The following is a 15,814-nucleotide window of genomic DNA, read 5'->3' on the forward strand; positions in this document are numbered from 1 at the left end:
AGCGCGCCACGCTCTGTGTCTTGCGAACTCAGGAGCCGGAGACGACCTTCAGATTGCCGCCATGGCTGCCGCCCGCGAAGACCTGCTTGCGGCCAAACTCGTTGTTGAAGCCCAGGCGCTGTTGCTCACGCGTGATGCCAAGCTCGGGGAAAAGCAGCTCTGCGACGCGATAGGCCTCTTCGAGATGCGGGTAACCAGAGCCGATGACCGTATCGATGCCGATCTTCTGATATTCGGCAAGGCGCGCGGCCACCGTCTTCGGCGATCCGACAAGCGCCGTGCCCGCCCCGGCGCGCACCAGACCGACGCCTGCCCAGAGGTTTGGCGAAACTTCGAGCCTGTCGCGGCGGCCGCCGTGAAGGGCGGCCATCCGCTTCTGACCCACGGAGTCGGACTCGTGGACGAAGCGCTCCTGCGCCTCACGAATCGTATCGTCGTCGAGATGGCGGATCAGCCGCTCCGCAGCCTCCCACGCTTCCTCGTCGGTTTCGCGCACGATGAAGTGCAGGCGGATGCCGAAGCTCACTTCGCGGCCACGTTCGGCGGCGGCCTTGCGCACCTTGGCGACCTTCTCAGCCACCTGTGCCGGCGGCTCGCCCCAGGTCAGATATTTGTCGACGCGGCCGACGGAGAAATCGATGCCGGCATCCGACGAACCGCCGAAATAGAGCGGCGGACGCGGGTTCTGAACCGAGGGAAAACCAAGTCGCGCATTGGTCGCCTTGATATATTTGCCGTCAAAGCTTGCAGTTCCCTTTTCCAGCAGTTCCTCGAAGACGGTGAAGAACTCCTCGGCGTGAGCATAGCGCTCATCATGCTCGAGATGGATGCCGTCGCCGGCAAGCTCTGCCGGGCTGCCGCCGACGACGATATTGAGCAGCAGCCGTCCGTTGGAGATGCGGTCAAGCGTCGTCGCAAGGCGCGCGTAATAGGCGGGCGACGCAGTGCCTGGGCGGATGGCCACCAGGAACTGCAGCTTCTCGGTCTTGGCGGCGAGGGCAGCCGCCGTCACGAAGGATTCCTCGCAGGCAACCCCGGTCGGCAGCAGCACGCCGGAATAGCCGAGCCGGTCGACGGCCTGGGCGATCTGGGTAAGATAGCCGATCTCGGGTGCACGGTTGAGCTCGGAGGAGCCGAGGTAGGTGCCGTCGCCCGATGTCGGAATGAACCAGAGGAAATTGATGGGATCAGAGGTTGCGGTCATGAAAGACGGTCCTTTGCTGCGGAATTCGAAATCGGCTCACGTCGTCGAGATGGCCTTGGCAACTGGCGAGGCGCAAACCGCCTGCGTTCCAGTGCCGCCGCCACGCCGATGCTTGGGAGGATCGCGGTGGCGGCAGAGGCCGTGGGAAGGCCGGAGGTATGTTTGTGCGCGAGCATCTGAAATATCCTTCGATCCGATGGTGGCCAGACGGTGTTCCCGCCCGCTGTCGATCGCCAGGATACTGCCATAGACCATCAATTAGATCGACAATATCAATTTGCTATTGTAATCGAATTTGGAGAATATTTTTCCGGCTCGGCGGCATAAAGGCCCTCTCCTTACCGCGCGGAAATCCCGACACCGCGAAAAGTCAGCTCGCCTTGGGACGCCAGACGATATCGCCGGTCACAAGCTTCTTCGGCAGAATACCGAGCCCGTAGAATTCGTCGGCGAGCGCCTGTTGAAAGCCGGCGGCCGCATCGGTGATGGTGGAGACGCTGCCGAGGTCGGCGCCTTTGCGCCTTAATGTAACCTGAGTTACTTCAACCGGCACGCCCGTGATTTCCGCAAGCTCCTTCACCGTCGCGTCGAGATTGCTTTGTGCCGATTTACCGACCTTGGCGAGTTCGTCGATCACGTCGACGATCACCTGCCCGTTGGCATCGGTGAAATCGCGGTTGGCGAGGAAGAAACTGTAGGAATCGACGATGCCTTCGGCTGTCGCCAGGATGCGCGTCTCCGGATCGGCTTCAGCAATCGCCAGATAAGGATCCCAGATCGACCAGGCGTCGATGCTCGCATTCTTGAACGCCGCGGCGGCATCCGGCGGCGAGAGGTCGAGCTGTTCGACATCTTCCGGCTTCAGGCCCGCCTTGCGCAAGGCTTTGACGGTTACGTTATGAGCGCTGGAACCGCGCTTGAAGGCGACCTTCTTACCCTTCAGGTCTTCAAGCGTCTTGATCGGCGAATCCTTGCGCACGAGGATGGCCGAAGCCGCCGGACTGCCCCTGTAAATACCGACATAATAGAGCTGCCCTCCGGCCGCCTGGGCAAAGAGCGGTGGTACGTCGCCGGTCGCGCCGAAATCGAGAGCACCGGCGCCCAGCGCTTCGAGAAGCGGCGGCCCCGAGGTGAATTCCGACCAGCTGACGGTGATGCCGCGATCTGCCAGCCGCTTCTCAAGTGCACTACGCCGCTTGGCAAGGGCGAGCACGCCGTTCTTCTGCCAGCCGATACGGAATTCGCTGGCGCCAGCGCGCGCCGGCCTGACAGCCGGCAGCACGGTGGTGGCTGCAGCTGCGGCCAAAAGCCCGAGCGTTTGTCGACGTGAAATCATGGCTATCCCCTTTTTTAAACGGTGCCGAGCCTGTTTTCGGCTGGACGGCTTGTCACTATGAATGCCATGATGATGAAATCTATAATTTAGATCGACAATTTTATTTGCAATATTCCGACTTGATCGAGATTATGCAGCCCGGAAAAGCCGCTTTGAGCGGAATTTTTTCGCGCTCTTGGCGTCCTGAACTCACAACCCCTTCGAACGCTCGGCGGCCAGCCGCTCCCGGATAAAATTTGGGCCGCCTGCAAGACGCGTCGCAAATTGGCTTGCCGGATCGACCATGCGCCAATAGGGCGTGACCGTCGAAGCCGGCTCCCCCTTCTCCAATGCGCCGAAGGCAGCCTCGGCGATCGCACGCAAATGCCTCTGGACAGTCACCGGGCAACAGGCATCCGCACCATATCGGGCAGCGAGACCGCGGCGCAGGACGCCGACTTCGGTGAAAACACCTTCCGGCGCCTGTCGAATTTGTTCTACGACCATCTGCTGTGATGGAATAAGCATCGCCTGCATCCCGCTGCGGCCTTTGCGTCGCTGTTTGATCGTCGGAATTTCACTCATGTCACCTCCCGGAAACATCTGCCTTCCTCCCCAATCTAGAGCCCGACCGAGCGGCAGCTAGCCTCGATATCCCGATCTTACCGAAGTCTGTCTTCACGGGCTTTTCTGCCCGCGCCGTTTCGGTTAATCCTCGTGCCTGCACTTCTGAAAAAGGATAGGACATATGGCTAAAGTCGCGTTCATCGGTCTCGGCGTCATGGGCTTTCCCATGGCCGGTCATCTGAAGACGAAGGGCGGCCACGATGTCACCGTCTATAATCGTACGGCCGAAAAAGCCGCCGCATGGGCCGAGAAATTCTCCGGCAAATCCGCCCCCACCCCGGCCGAGGCCGCCACTGGCGCTGATTTCGTCTTCGTCTGCGTCGGCAATGACGAAGATCTCCGATCGGTGACCTCAGGCGAGAACGGCGCCCTGCACGGGATGAAGCCGGGTTCGGTCATGATCGACAACACGACGGCCAGCGCCGAGGTCGCCCGCGAGCTTTATGGCGCGGCAAAGCAAAGAGGCGTCGACTTTATCGACGCTCCTGTCTCCGGCGGCCAGGCCGGCGCGGAAAACGGCGTCTTGACCGTCATGTGCGGCGGCGACGAGGCCGTCTTCGAACGCGCCAGACCGGTTATCGAAGCCTATGCCCGCATGGTCGGCCTGATGGGGCCGGCCGGCTCGGGCCAGCTGACCAAGATGGTCAACCAGATCTGCATCGCCGGCCTCGTCCAAGGGCTTTCCGAAGCCCTGCATTTCGGCAAGCGCGCCGGCCTCGATATCGAAAAGGTCGTCGAGGTGATCTCCAAGGGCGCGGCCGGCTCCTGGCAAATGGAAAACCGCCACAAGACGATGAACGCCGGCAAATATGATTTCGGCTTCGCGGTAGACTGGATGCGCAAGGACCTCGGCATCGTCCTCACAGAGGCGCGCCGCAACGGCGCCAAGTTGCCGGTCACTGCTCTCGTCGATCAGTTCTACGGCGACGTGCAGGCGATGGGCGGCAATCGCTGGGACACGTCCTCGCTGCTCGCTCGTCTCGAGAAATGATCGGCCCCTCCTCCGATCCGGCTGAACTGATCGCCCATCTCGAAACGCTGCGTTCGGAGGAGAACATCGCCGGCATGGCGCGCTTCGGCATTGTCACCGGCCGCGCCCTCGGCATCTCCAATCCCGACATCAGGGCGATTGGCAGGCTGGCGAAGAGGAATCACGTCAGGGCAATGCTGCTCTGGCGAAGCGATATCCGCGAAGCCCGCCTGCTCGCCCTCTACACGGCTGAGCCGAAGCGGCTGACGCTGGACGAGGCAAGACATTGGGCCGATGATTTCAACTCCTGGGAAATCGTCGACTGCGCCGCCGACCTCTTCGTCGAGGCGCGCCTGGACGAGCTCATCTCAGAATTCGCCGCCGACGAGCGCGAATTTGTCAGGCGTACGGCCTTCGCCATGATATCAGGCGCCGCCGTTCATCGGCGAAAGGAACCTGACGCCGCCATCCTCGCCTGGCTGCCGCTGATCGAGGCCCATTCCGGCGATTCCAGAAACTTCGTGCGCAAGGCGGTCAGCTGGGCGCTGCGCAGCATCGGCAAGCGCAATCGCGCCTGCCACGGCCCGGCGCTGAAGCTGGCAAAGCTTCTGGCTGAAAGCCCCGATAAGACCGCCCGCTGGATTGGCAAGGATGCCGTCAGGGAGCTCGCCGGCGAAAAGCTGCTGGCGCGGCTGAGATAGAACATGCGCTCTGGCTCGGCGGAAATGGTAAAAGCTGGAAACCCGCCCACCTCTTGGATACTCGCCCTATCTCACAGAGGAGGTTTCCAATGGCAGTACGGGAACACCTATGGAGGCGCAACTCGCACCTGCAGCATCAGCATCGACCGGAGGCGGATGCACGCGCCGGTATTCTTGAGATCGGGAAATGGCCCTCAATGAAGGCTGGCAGGATGCCGACGTGCGACAGCAATGTGGATGGCGGCTTTAAAAGACGCAATAAGAATGCTGGCCAAAAACACTGCAAGGACGGCCCGGCAGGGAAGACCGGACCCGTCCCCGTAGCTGATCGGAGGTCACTCGGATCAGAAACTGTTTTGAAGTGCCCCCGGTCCGAAGACCGGGGGCGTCCACGAAGTGGATTAGAACGAACGCTGCAGACGGAAGTAGCCCGTCGTGGAGTCGTCAGCATCTTCCGGATCGAGGTACTGAACCGAAGCCTTGGCGTAGAAGTTGTCGACGATCTGATAATCAACCGTCAGACCAACCTTCCAAGCGTCGCCATCGCTGAAGTCGTCGCCGGCAACGTAGTAGTCGCCGTAGTACTGGACGCCAGGAGTGATCTTGAGCTTGTCGGTTGCCTTGATAGCATATTCGGCAGCGACAGCCCATTCAGCTGCGGAGTAGTAGGAGTTCGGGCCGGAAGAGTACACGGCTGCGAGGCCGAGCGTACCGGGACCGATTTCAACCGTACCCATTGCACGGATAGCGCCGTCTTCGTTGTCGAAGTCCCAGCCGCCGGTAAGCTGGTAGCTGAAGGCACCTGCAGTGCCGCCGAGACCGAAGGCAACGCCAACGTTGTTCGGCTCTTCGCCGGTCTTGTAGAAGCCGTCTTCCAGTTCGTCGACGCTGATGCCAGCGTAGAACGTGCCGCTTTCGTACTGATAACGGATGGAGTTATGCAGCGTTACGATCGAGCCGATGTCGTCGGTTTCACCCGAGAGACCGTCGTCCCACCAGCTGTAGAAGAGACCAGCGCGGAAGCCCGCGATGTCGAGGTAAGCGGAGTCGAGGATGGCATCCTGGTCGGAGGCATTGTCAGCATTGAACTGCATGACGATGACGCCGGTCAGCGGACCATACTCGGTGTCGCTCTTGGCCGTGAACTGAACCTGACCGCGGGTGCGGGCATCCCAATCCGAGTCGTTGCTTTCCGAACCGTTGAGCGGCTCTTCACCGATATCAACCTGGAAACGGATGTAACCTTCGATCTTGAGGCAGGTTTCGGTGCCGGGGATGTAGAAGTAGCCGGTGCCGTAAGCGTCGCAGACGCGAACATATTCAACCGGTTCCGGCTCAGCAGCAACAATAGCGTCAGCTGCAAGAACCGGCGTCGATGCAGCAAATGCTGCTGCTGATGCGAGCAAAACCATTCTGATGTTCATTTACCAATCCATTCCTTTGTCGATCGGGGCTGACGTCTCATCGGGTAGTCGATTTGAAGTCGGCCCAGTTTGAACAGCCATCTCGGCGTGCGGATCGATCGAACCGCCAAACCGTCATCACATAGAAGGCCGTATCAAGCAATTCGCGATGGATGTCAGATGGGTCTGCTTGAGCAACTTTCGCTACAGACGTGATTTTTATACAACAATTTCAAATATATGCGTCAAAAAAACGCGCAGAATGGCCCGCCGATGAAAACCTTCATCGCAAGCCACAACCGCTAAACCCCATTGTCAAATTCTCCACCGTCCGACCTCTGTCGAACATATTGGTGAAGTGCATAAACTCTACCGCCGACTAACGAACATATACAAGGCAGCGGTGTAGAACATGGTGTTCTGAATTCGATACCAATGAGACAAAATGATGACATAGCGCTCACTGATGCCACACAATATAGCCTCGCAATCGTTACCAGGCTATATATATTTCCGGGATTTTGGCGAAATCGGAGCTTTTTTTCGCGATATTTCGGGCTTTTTCTGCAGCCGAGCCGGATTCTTCGGAAAGCCGCATTTCGGCCGGCGCCTTTCCGCGTGCGCTCGAATCACCTCGGACGCCTTGGCTTGAGGCACGAGCGGACGCGACGGAACGACTGCGGACTGCCGGTCCGATGCAACCTTGTGGATAGGTCGCGGGCGATCGCAGCGCGCACGCTGAACGTCAATCCTCGTTGGACTTGGCATTCTCGAGAATCATGTAGTCGAGCGGCAGCTGCGTCGAATACTTGATTTGCTCCATAGCAAAGGCGGAGGAGACGTCGCGAATCTCGATCTTGGCGATCATCCGCTTATAAAAGGCGTCATAGGCGGCAATATCGGGTACGACGACGCGCAAGAGATAGTCGACATCACCGCTCATCCGGTAGAATTCGACCACTTCGGGGAATTCGGCGACCACCTCGGAAAAGCGCCGCAGCCATTCGATCGAATGGGTAGCCGTGCGAATCGACACGAAAACCGTGACCTTGGTATTGACCTTCTCCGGATCGAGGATGGCGACGCGGCGCTTGATGACGCCGTCTTCTTCCATCTTCTGGATGCGCCGCCAGCACGGTGTGGTCGAGAGCCCGACCTTTTTGGCGAGGTCGGCAACGGCAAGGGTTGAATCTTCTTGCAGAAGACGCAGTATTTTTCGGTCGAGGCGGTCCATGCGCACGTCAGTCCTTTCGAATTATTTTCTTTGTATAACTCGATTCCGCGCGACGAAAAGAATTTTGTTTCAGGAAAGCAGTGTTTTCGTCCGCTCCCGCAAGATCGGCAGCAGTTCTTCCTCGAACCAGGGATTGCGTTTGAGCCAGCCGCTGTTGCGCCAGCTCGGATGCGGCAGCGGCAGCACCGCCGGCGAGCGGCCGGACAGGAGGCTGCCGCGCCACGCCCGCACAGTCTCGGTCATGCCGCCCCTGCCTCCGCCGCCCATGTGCCAGGCCTGCGCATATTGGCCGATGACCAGCACCAATTCGATCTGCGGCATCGCCGAAATTACTCTTTGCCGCCAGAAGGGCGCACATTCGCGACGGGGCGGCAGGTCCGCGCCCTTGTCGTCATAGCCGGGAAAACAGAAGCCCATCGGCACGATGGCGAATTGCTCGCGGTCGTAAAAGCTTGCCCTGTCAACGCCGAGCCATGACCGCAGCCGGTCGCCCGAGGCATCGTCGAATGGCAGACCGCTCTCATGCACCCGAAGGCCGGGCGCCTGCCCGGCGATCAGGATGCGCGCAGTCGAAGAGATTACGGCCACCGGCCGCGGCTCGTGCGGCAGCCGGTTATGAGGCCCTTTTTGTGGGGCGTCACGACAGATTCGGCAGGCGGCAATTTCCCGCCGCAGGGTTTCCAGCTCGGCTTCGTCGGTCATCGTTTTACTCCCATCCGACGATCCGCCCGATGAAGCGCAGCGCCTCATCGAAACCGGAATTATGGCGGGCATGATCGCGCACATCGCGCGGCCGCTCGAAAGTTCCAGCCCATAGCCCCACCTTCGCACCCCTCGCCTCGATTTCTTCCTTGCCGTAACCGCCATAGGAAATGGCCATACCCCGGCGCACCATGGCGGCATTGATGTCGCCGCCCGCCCCGCTCCGGCAGACGACAAGCAGCCTGTCGTAGCGGTCGCGCCGACTGCCTCGACAAAGCGTTCCCGATGCCAGCACCATCTCCTGCAGCGCCTCGCGCGCCGCGCGCCCGCAAGCCCACGCCTTTCCTCCCCGCTCGCAACGCTGGTTAAGCTCAGGCGCATCGATGCCTTCGAGGCGGAAGCGTTCCTCCCCCAAGGTCAGACTGTCGCCATCGGCAGCATGAAAGGCGCCCGCATGCTTGGTTGTTGCGCTATCGTTGACCTTGGCGGCAACCAGCGCCAGGAGCGTCAACAATGCAAAAGCGATGACGCCGTCACGAATCACGCGCAGGACCCGTGTCACGCTTTCGCCTCCTTAAAAAACAAATCCTTGGCAAAGATGGCAAACATCTTCTTAAGAATTGCCGGTTAAGCTCTTATCCACCCTGGGATGAAGTTTCAACGTGCACATGAGTACCGGCGTAAGCACATCGACCGACAAGATTATCGTCGACAGGTCGCGCAGCCACCGCAACAAGGCCGTTTCCAAGGCTGTGCGGCAGACGCGCGAACGCCTGCAGTCCGGCCATGCGTCCAGTTCCGCCTTCGACCGTGACGTACTCAACATGTATATTACGTCGATGATGCAGGGCGCGACGATCATGCCGCTCTTCGTCGTTATTATCACGGCCCTCGGCGTCTATTTCACTCAGGATACCCGACTGCTCTTTTGGGCGCTGCTGACGCTCACCTGTCATACGGGCAATATCCTGCTCGCCCGGCGCGCACGCCGGCAGGAGATCACCTCCGAGAGCGCCCGCAAATGGCGCCGCCTGCTGCTGCTCGGCCAATTCCTGGTCGGTTGCTGCTGGGCCGTCTTCGCGCTGCAGGGATGCGACGCCTGCGAGCCGTCGAGCTTCATTCTCTATAAGGGCGCAACATTGTTGATTGCGCTCTCTGTCACGGCGATGTCGAACTTCATGTTGACTCCCGCCGTGCTGGTCGCCTTCGCGCCGGCTGTCCTGGCGCTTGGCGCCAAGAGCGGCCTGTCGCGCGACCTCCTCGAAATCAGCCTGACCGGGCTCTTCACCACAACTCTTGTCTTCTTCAACTATATCAGCGACCGACTCTTCAAATCGAACCTCAGGATCCTCTCCTACCAGTCGGAGAAGGACGACCTGATCGCCGAGCTGGAAGTGGCGAAATCGATGTCTGACGAGGCGCGCCGCCGCGCCGAAGAGGCAAACCTCGCCAAGTCCCGCTTCCTTGCCTCCATGTCACACGAACTCAGGACGCCACTCAACGCTATCCTCGGCTTCTCCGAAGTGATGTCAGCCGAAGTCATGGGACCACTCGCCAATCCGACTTACAAGGAATATGCCGGGGATATCCATCGCTCCGGCCAGCATCTGCTCGATCTCATCAACGAGATCCTCGACCTGTCGCGCATCGAAGCCGGCAAATACGAGCTGAGCGAGGAGGCGATCTCGCTACTCGATATCACCGAGGATTGCATCGGCATGGTCCAGCTGCGCGCCCGCGCCAAGAATATTGCCATTTCGGATCAGTTCGAGCGGCAGCTGCCGGCCATCTGGGCAGACGAGAAGTCGATGCGCCAAGTCGTGCTGAACCTCCTCTCCAATGCCGTCAAATTCACGCCGCAGGGCGGCGAGATCCACGTCAAGGTCGGCTGGACGGCCGGCGGGGGACAGTACATTTCGATCAAGGACAACGGCCCCGGCATTCCGGAAGAAGAGATTCCCGTTGTCCTGTCGGCCTTCGGCCAGGGCTCGATCGCCATCAAGAGCGCCGAACAGGGCACCGGCCTCGGCCTGCCGATTGTCCAGGCGATCCTTGCCAAGCACGACGGACAGTTCCTGCTGAAATCGAAGCTGCGTGAAGGCACCGAGGTCATTGCCATCCTGCCCGCCAAGCGTGTGCTCCAGAGCCTGCCGGCCGTCGAAGAGGCTCAGGCGGTCGCGCGCAAGCGCAAGAGTTTTGCCTGATCGAGCTCGCGCATATCACGCCGGGCCGAATAACACGTGCTTGCCGATGACGAAGCCGAGATAGAGACAGCAGGCGGCGATCATGCAGGTTACCGCGAAGGAGCCGAGATCCTTGGCATGTTTGCCGACGATCGAAATCTCCGGCGAAATCCGGTCGATCACCTCTTCGACGGCGGTATTCATGGCTTCCATCGAAAAAAGTCCGAGAAACAACAGCACTGCGACGACGATCTCGCCAATCGTCGCCCCCACCAGCGCCAGTGCTGCCATCGAAATCATGAAGAAACCGAGCTCCTGGCGAAAGGCCGCTTCTTTCAGCACGCGCAGGAAGCCAGCCCAGGAATAGCTGGCGGCGGCGATGAAATGCCGAAACCCGGTCTCTTTCGTCACCGCAGGCTTCGTCAAGACGCGCTCTCCTCTTCCCGTTGCGCCACCGGGGAAAAGCCCCGCCGTCTCCCTTATTGGCCAGCAAATAGGCAATAGCGAATCCGCCGGAGCGGCGCAAGCAAAGCCCGGTGGGTCGACTGCGCCGACCGCAGCCTCAATGTTTGTTGCTCACACCCGCCTGAGCAAAGGTCGCCATGCCGGAATGACAGGCAGCCGCCGCCTTGACGATGCCGGCGGCGAGCGCCGCCCCGGTGCCTTCGCCGAGCCGCATGCCGAGCGCCAGAAGCGGCGTCTTGCCGAGCATCTCGATCGCACGCAGATGGCCGGGTTCGCTCGAGACGTGGCCAATCAGGCAATGATCGAGCGCGGAGGGATTGGCAGCTTTCAGGATCGCCGCTGCGGCGGTCGCGACATAGCCGTCGATCAGCACCGGAATACGCTCCATCCGGGCGGCGAGGATGGCGCCGGCCATCGCCGCGATTTCGCGGCCGCCAAGCCGGCGCATGATCTCCAATGGATCGTCGAGATGGTCGTTATGCAGCGCTACCGCTTTTTCCACCGCGGCGATCTTGCGCTCCAGCATCTCGCCTTCCGAGCCGGTGCCGGGTCCCACCCAGTCACGCGCCGAACCGCCATAGAGCGCGTAGTTGATCGCGGCCGCAATTGTTGTATTGCCGATGCCCATCTCGCCGATGCAGAGCAGATCGGTGCCGCCGGCGATCGCTTCCATGCCGAAAGCCATGGTCGCGGCGCAGTCACGTTCGGAAAGCGCGGCCTCCTCGGTGATGTCGCCGGTGGGATAATCCAGCGCCAGATCGAAAACCTTCAGCCCGAGATCGTATGCGACGCAGATCTGGTTGATCGCCGCCCCACCGGCGGCGAAATTTTCGACCATCTGCTGCGTGACGGCGGGCGGAAAGGGCGTGATGCCCTGCCTGGCAACGCCGTGGTTGCCGGCGAAGATTGCCACCAGCGGCCGGTTGACGGCAGGTTGGCGGCCCGTCCACGCGGCCAGCCAGAAGGCGATCTCCTCGAGCCGTCCGAGCGCGCCCGGCGGCTTGGTCAGTTGCGCGTCGCGTTCGCGCGCGGCCACCAGCGCGCGGGCATCCGGCCCCGGCAGGTCGCGGAGCAGGGTACGGAAATCGTCGAACGGCAGGCCTGAAACGCTCATCTGTGCGGTTTTTCCTATGAATCGGCTATTCTTGTTTTTTTCTCGCAAATCAGCTTCTTTGCGATGGCTCTCTCTTAAAGCCGGCGGACGAAGCGAACAACATCAAAAGCGCCGCACCCTCCGGCAGAACGAAACAGAATGAAGATCAAGGACTATGCGGTCGATACCGCACGCGCCGTCGCCTTCCTGAGCCGCCTTCCCATGCCGCCGGCGCTGTTCAAAGGCTATGACGGCAGGCTCGGGCGGCTGGTGCGCGCCTTTCCGCTCGCCGGCCTTGTCATCGGTTTTGTCCCAGCGCTCGCCCTCGTCATTCTTTCGGGCATGCGCGCCGATCCACTGATGGCAGCGCTTGTCGCGCTTTCCGTTCAGGCTCTTATCACCGGTGCACTGCACGAAGATGGCCTGGCCGATACGGCCGACGGCATTGGCGGCGGCACGAACCGCGAACAGAGCCTCGTTATCATGAAGGACAGCCAGATCGGCACCTATGGCGCGATCGCGTTGATTCTCTCCTTTGCCATCCGTGCAGCAGCCCTCGCCGCCATCGTCCGCCATTCCTCGCCGCTCGCCGCAGCCCTTGCCGTTGCCGCCGTCGCAGCGCTCAGCCGCGGCGGCATCGCCTGGCATTGGCAACGGCTGCCGCCGGCAAAGGCCGATGGCGTCGCTGCCTCGACCGGTCAGCCGAATGAGGCAGCGATGCATTTTGCGCTCGTCTCCGCGGGTTTCCTCGCAGCGCTTCTGATCTGGCCGGCATTCGGCCTGCGGCCGCTCGTCGCCAGCCTGCTCGCCACCGGCGTCGCGGGATTTGCCTTCACCGTCGTCATCCGCCGCAAGCTTGCCGGCCACACCGGCGACACACTGGGCGCGACGCAGCAGATTTGCGAAATCGCCACCCTTTGCGCACTTGCCACGGCTCTTTGAAACGCCGATATATCCTCCATGCAAACACCCTGCATTCATGTCTGCACGATGGTTTCAGCCACCGGATTTTGCGCCGGTTGCGGCCGCACTCTTCAGGAAATCGGTGGCTGGATGAACTATACCGACGCCGAGCGGCGCGGGATCATGGCGCAGCTGCCGGCAAGGCTCGCCACCGCCGGCACGAAGAGCCAGATAAAAATGCGTCTCTCCGAGCTGCCGGAGCGGCCTCTATGATCCGTTTCACCGCCTTTCTCGCCGTGATCGGCATCGGCCTGGCCGTGCTGATCCTCAACCACGACAGCGGCCGCATTCTCGGCCTGCAAAGCGACGATTTCGGCCGCGTTGTCTATCTGCTGCCGATCGCGCTGATGCTGTCAGCCGGGATTTGGGCAAGCCGGCGCAGCGCCGGTGAAACCATGCGCCAGATGATGATCTGGCTGGTCATCATCCTGGGGCTTGTGACCGTCTATCTCTATCGCCAGGAAGCGCTTGGGGTCGGCAACCGGGTGCTCGCCGGCCTTGTTCCCGGCCGTGCCGTCATCGTCACGACGAGCGAGGGTGGCGCGGAAATCATCCTGCACAAGCTGTTGAACGGCCATTTCGAAGCCGACGTCAGTGTCAATGGCCGAACGGTCGAGATGCTCGTCGATACCGGCTCCAGCATGGTGGCGCTCTCGCACGAGGATGCCGAACGCATCGGCATCGATCTCACTGGCCTCACCTATTCGATGACGGTCATGACCGCCAACGGCCGCAGCCGCGCAGCCCCCATCACGCTCGACCAGGTGGCGATCGGGCCGATCGTCCGCAACAATGTCGCAGCCAGCGTCGCCGAGGACGGCCGGCTCGACCAGAGCCTGCTCGGCATGAGCTTCCTGGAAACACTGGGCTCGCTGCAGATGCAAACCGACGAACTGCGCATGCGGGATTGAGCCGGCAGACCAGATCATCCCCCCGATCCGCTTTCGGCAGGCTCTCCATCGGGAACGCGTCTTGCAGCTTGCCGATCGACAAAAGCTGCGAAAAGCGCTGCCGACAAGGCAAGCGAAGCCGATGTCAGCAACATCGCGAACAACGTCGGAACAGTGCCTGCCTCCCGAAGAAACAGCCCAGCGATCGAAGCGATCAGTGCCCCGCCGGCAATCGACATCGCTGCGGCAAAGCCGGCCGCGGTGCCTGCGAGATTGGCGCGAACCGACATCACGCCCAGATTGGCGGCGGGAAAGGTCAAGCCATTGCCGATGCCGATGAAGACACAGGGTCCGAAAAATGCCAGGACATGCGTCACGCCTGTGATCGACAGGGTCAGTCCCAACAACAGACCTATGCATGTCGACAAACGCGCAATGACGAGCGTGGTGCTCAGGGATTTGCCCGCCAATCGGGCAGCGAGAAAACTGCCCAGAATAAACCCCGCGGGAACCATTCCCATGAAGAGGCCCAGTTTCGCACTCGACCCGCCGAGCGACGAACCGACAGCCAAGGATGCGCCTCCGAGAAAGATATAGAGAGTGCCGGTGGAGCACGCCATGCACAGCGTATACGCCCAGAACCGCGGCGAACCGAGAAGCTGCCGATAAGAGGCAAAATAATTGCCTCCCGGCCTCGACGCGAGCCCGGCGGTTTCCTTCAGCTCGCGCATGGAAATGGCGAGGATGGCTGCGCCGAGCAGCGCAAGAGCGACGAAGATCGCCCGCCATCCGAACATCTCGTCCAGAACGCCACCGAAGGTGGGCCCCAGCATCGGCGCGATGGCCCATCCCATGGCTGCGTAACCAATCCTGTTGGCGGCTTGGCGTTCGCCCGCCGTCTCCTTGATAACGACGAGGGCGACGCAGAAGCAGGCCGCGATGGAGGCTTGCATCACGCGACACAGCAGGAAGACGCCGATATTGGGAGCGAGGGCACAGCCGATGGAGGCGATGATGAAAATCGATACGGCGATCAGCGCAACGGGCCGACGCCCATAACGATCCGACATCGCGCCGGCGATGATTTCCGTCAGCGCATTGATGATCGCGTAGCCAGCAATCGAAAGATTGACGAGCGCGAAATCGACCTGGAACGTGGCTGCGATGTTTGGCAGCGCCGGCAGATATATATTGACCGGCAATACGGAGAGCGCCGTCAGCAGAAGAAGGACCGTGCGCCTGGGCGCTGCGATCGGGGCTGCAGTCGCTTTTCCGGTGAGGCTGCTGGGAGAACTCTGGATGGAATCGTCGCGTGCCATGGTCTTGCCCATCTTTTCAGCGAGATTTTTTCGGGAAATCCGACGAGGCGAAGCGCACATTCAGGGCACAAAAAAAGCCCCGTCAGGAGCTAGATTTTATTGCGCATGGGGCTGATCGCCGGATAGTTACACCATCCTGCCCATGCGCCCTATCACCACGACAAGAACCATTGCGATCTTCATGACCGTTACAGCTAAAGAGAAATTAGCACTCCGTCAACGCGCGTTCTAGCTGCAACGCGCGCCGATCGGCGTTGTCCTTCGGCGAAACCCCGACGGCAACACGCTCACTACGCGAGAAGCACGTGGCCTATCTCCGGTCGTTGCCGTATAACCAGCGGGATCGCGGTGCCTACGTCCGCCGCGCCGGACAAGATCTCGAACGCCGACCGGTGAAATCGATCCGCGATCGATAGTTCCGGAAGGAGCAGGGATCCGGCGAACAGGAAATACTCAAGTCACCATGCGCTTGTGAGCCCGAATACACGGTGATTTCAAGATCGATGTCGCCATCGTCATATGTGGCGAGACTGCAGGGACTGTTCGGAAGACATGACACCTGCGCGGCGAATGGCTCCTTTCCGTCCAGTACCACGGCAAAGGTAACCTTGATGGGATGGGCAGCCTCCCTGGCAGACTTGGCTGTGGGGCTACGCAACAGATGGATGCGATTGCAAAAACCCCGAATACATTGCTGCTCAGCAGCCAATTGCCCCCTGACCGATGAATCTTGCTGGGCAATCTT

16 protein-coding genes are annotated in these 15,814 nt (G+C 60.8%); 6 read left to right on the plus strand and 10 right to left on the minus strand.

The genetic code is table 11. The annotated features are described in order from the left end of the window. Positions 1–28: 28 nt before the first annotated feature. The 3 genes from ssuD to J0663_RS21780 all read right to left on the minus strand — a co-directional run bounded on the left by ssuD (position 29) and on the right by J0663_RS21780 (position 3,104). Entirely contained in the window at positions 29–1,204 is a 1,176-nt protein-coding gene (gene ssuD, locus J0663_RS21770; protein ID WP_207242407.1) for an FMNH2-dependent alkanesulfonate monooxygenase, read from the minus strand. A gap of 370 nt (positions 1,205–1,574) precedes the next feature. Beyond that, positions 1,575–2,540 (minus strand): aliphatic sulfonate ABC transporter substrate-binding protein, encoded by a 966-nt coding sequence (locus J0663_RS21775; RefSeq protein ID WP_207242408.1) that lies wholly within the window; start codon positions 2,538–2,540, stop codon positions 1,575–1,577. A 189-nt stretch (positions 2,541–2,729) separates the two neighbouring features. Further along, positions 2,730–3,104 (minus strand): hypothetical protein, encoded by a 375-nt coding sequence (locus tag J0663_RS21780; RefSeq protein ID WP_207242409.1) that lies wholly within the window; start codon positions 3,102–3,104, stop codon positions 2,730–2,732. Positions 3,105–3,267: 163 nt separating this feature from the next. Here J0663_RS21780 and J0663_RS21785 point away from each other — a divergent pair, with 163 nt between their 5' ends. Together J0663_RS21785 and J0663_RS21790 are read left to right on the plus strand one after the other, a co-directional pair. Then, positions 3,268–4,137: an NAD(P)-dependent oxidoreductase gene (locus J0663_RS21785; protein ID WP_207242410.1), complete on the plus strand. Its 870-nt coding sequence runs from the start codon at positions 3,268–3,270 to the stop codon at positions 4,135–4,137. Continuing rightward, positions 4,134–4,817 (plus strand): DNA alkylation repair protein, encoded by a 684-nt coding sequence (locus J0663_RS21790; protein WP_207242411.1) that lies wholly within the window; start codon positions 4,134–4,136, stop codon positions 4,815–4,817. Before J0663_RS21785 ends, J0663_RS21790 begins: the two co-directional genes overlap by 4 nt. A gap of 401 nt (positions 4,818–5,218) precedes the next feature. On the opposite strand, the gene J0663_RS21795 is transcribed toward J0663_RS21790, so the two are convergent. The 4 genes from J0663_RS21795 to J0663_RS21810 form a co-directional block, all read right to left on the minus strand. Beyond that, positions 5,219–6,241: a porin gene (locus tag J0663_RS21795; protein WP_207242412.1), complete on the minus strand. Its 1,023-nt coding sequence runs from the start codon at positions 6,239–6,241 to the stop codon at positions 5,219–5,221. Positions 6,242–6,965: 724 nt separating this feature from the next. After that, positions 6,966–7,454 (minus strand): Lrp/AsnC family transcriptional regulator, encoded by a 489-nt coding sequence (locus J0663_RS21800; protein WP_004678404.1) that lies wholly within the window; start codon positions 7,452–7,454, stop codon positions 6,966–6,968. A gap of 69 nt (positions 7,455–7,523) precedes the next feature. Next, positions 7,524–8,156, minus strand: coding sequence for a uracil-DNA glycosylase family protein (locus tag J0663_RS21805; RefSeq protein ID WP_207242413.1), 633 nt, complete (start codon positions 8,154–8,156; stop codon positions 7,524–7,526). Between the two features lie 4 nt (positions 8,157–8,160). Further along, positions 8,161–8,718: a thermonuclease family protein gene (locus J0663_RS21810; protein ID WP_207242414.1), complete on the minus strand. Its 558-nt coding sequence runs from the start codon at positions 8,716–8,718 to the stop codon at positions 8,161–8,163. Positions 8,719–8,824: 106 nt separating this feature from the next. Between J0663_RS21810 and J0663_RS21815 the strand changes: the two genes are divergently transcribed. Then, the gene (locus tag J0663_RS21815) at positions 8,825–10,360 is read left to right on the plus strand and encodes a sensor histidine kinase (RefSeq protein ID WP_207244567.1); all 1,536 of its coding nucleotides are present in this window, start codon (positions 8,825–8,827) and stop codon (positions 10,358–10,360) included. Positions 10,361–10,375: 15 nt separating this feature from the next. Here J0663_RS21815 and J0663_RS21820 read toward each other — a convergent pair whose 3' ends face one another. Further along, complete coding sequence (locus tag J0663_RS21820) at positions 10,376–10,765, minus strand: diacylglycerol kinase (protein WP_207242415.1); 390 nt, start codon at positions 10,763–10,765, stop codon at positions 10,376–10,378. Between the two features lie 136 nt (positions 10,766–10,901). Continuing rightward, on the minus strand, positions 10,902–11,918 hold the full coding sequence (gene cobT, locus J0663_RS21825; protein WP_207242416.1) for a nicotinate-nucleotide--dimethylbenzimidazole phosphoribosyltransferase: 1,017 nt from the start codon (positions 11,916–11,918) through the stop codon (positions 10,902–10,904). A 138-nt stretch (positions 11,919–12,056) separates the two neighbouring features. On the opposite strand from cobT, the gene J0663_RS21830 reads away from it, so the two are divergent. From J0663_RS21830 to J0663_RS21840, 3 genes are read left to right on the plus strand one after another with little or no spacing between them, the layout of a single operon-like run. After that, positions 12,057–12,839 (plus strand): adenosylcobinamide-GDP ribazoletransferase, encoded by a 783-nt coding sequence (locus tag J0663_RS21830; RefSeq protein WP_207242417.1) that lies wholly within the window; start codon positions 12,057–12,059, stop codon positions 12,837–12,839. Positions 12,840–12,857: 18 nt separating this feature from the next. Further along, on the plus strand, positions 12,858–13,073 hold the full coding sequence (locus J0663_RS21835) for a DUF1289 domain-containing protein (protein WP_207242418.1): 216 nt from the start codon (positions 12,858–12,860) through the stop codon (positions 13,071–13,073). Further along, positions 13,070–13,771 (plus strand): TIGR02281 family clan AA aspartic protease, encoded by a 702-nt coding sequence (locus J0663_RS21840; protein ID WP_207242419.1) that lies wholly within the window; start codon positions 13,070–13,072, stop codon positions 13,769–13,771. Before J0663_RS21835 ends, J0663_RS21840 begins: the two co-directional genes overlap by 4 nt. A gap of 14 nt (positions 13,772–13,785) precedes the next feature. Here J0663_RS21840 and J0663_RS21845 read toward each other — a convergent pair whose 3' ends face one another. Continuing rightward, positions 13,786–15,069, minus strand: coding sequence for an MFS transporter (locus J0663_RS21845; protein ID WP_207242420.1), 1,284 nt, complete (start codon positions 15,067–15,069; stop codon positions 13,786–13,788). Positions 15,070–15,814 lie beyond the last annotated feature (745 nt).

The organism is Rhizobium lentis (assembly GCF_017352135.1).
GTDB classification, from domain to species: Bacteria; Pseudomonadota; Alphaproteobacteria; order Rhizobiales; family Rhizobiaceae; genus Rhizobium; species Rhizobium lentis.

Coding starts and splice junctions, on each gene's coding strand:
- ssuD (WP_207242407.1), bottom strand. CDS start 1,204: ATGACCGCAACCTCTGATCCCATCAATTTCCTCTGGTTCATTCCGACA.
- J0663_RS21775 (WP_207242408.1), bottom strand. CDS start 2,540: ATGATTTCACGTCGACAAACGCTCGGGCTTTTGGCCGCAGCTGCAGCC.
- J0663_RS21780 (WP_207242409.1), bottom strand. CDS start 3,104: ATGAGTGAAATTCCGACGATCAAACAGCGACGCAAAGGCCGCAGCGGG.
- J0663_RS21785 (WP_207242410.1), top strand. CDS start 3,268: ATGGCTAAAGTCGCGTTCATCGGTCTCGGCGTCATGGGCTTTCCCATG.
- J0663_RS21790 (WP_207242411.1), top strand. CDS start 4,134: ATGATCGGCCCCTCCTCCGATCCGGCTGAACTGATCGCCCATCTCGAA.
- J0663_RS21795 (WP_207242412.1), bottom strand. CDS start 6,241: ATGAACATCAGAATGGTTTTGCTCGCATCAGCAGCAGCATTTGCTGCA.
- J0663_RS21800 (WP_004678404.1), bottom strand. CDS start 7,454: ATGGACCGCCTCGACCGAAAAATACTGCGTCTTCTGCAAGAAGATTCA.
- J0663_RS21805 (WP_207242413.1), bottom strand. CDS start 8,156: ATGACCGACGAAGCCGAGCTGGAAACCCTGCGGCGGGAAATTGCCGCC.
- J0663_RS21815 (WP_207244567.1), top strand. CDS start 8,825: ATGAGTACCGGCGTAAGCACATCGACCGACAAGATTATCGTCGACAGG.
- cobT (WP_207242416.1), bottom strand. CDS start 11,918: ATGAGCGTTTCAGGCCTGCCGTTCGACGATTTCCGTACCCTGCTCCGC.
- J0663_RS21830 (WP_207242417.1), top strand. CDS start 12,057: ATGAAGATCAAGGACTATGCGGTCGATACCGCACGCGCCGTCGCCTTC.
- J0663_RS21835 (WP_207242418.1), top strand. CDS start 12,858: ATGCAAACACCCTGCATTCATGTCTGCACGATGGTTTCAGCCACCGGA.
- J0663_RS21840 (WP_207242419.1), top strand. CDS start 13,070: ATGATCCGTTTCACCGCCTTTCTCGCCGTGATCGGCATCGGCCTGGCC.
- J0663_RS21845 (WP_207242420.1), bottom strand. CDS start 15,069: ATGGCACGCGACGATTCCATCCAGAGTTCTCCCAGCAGCCTCACCGGA.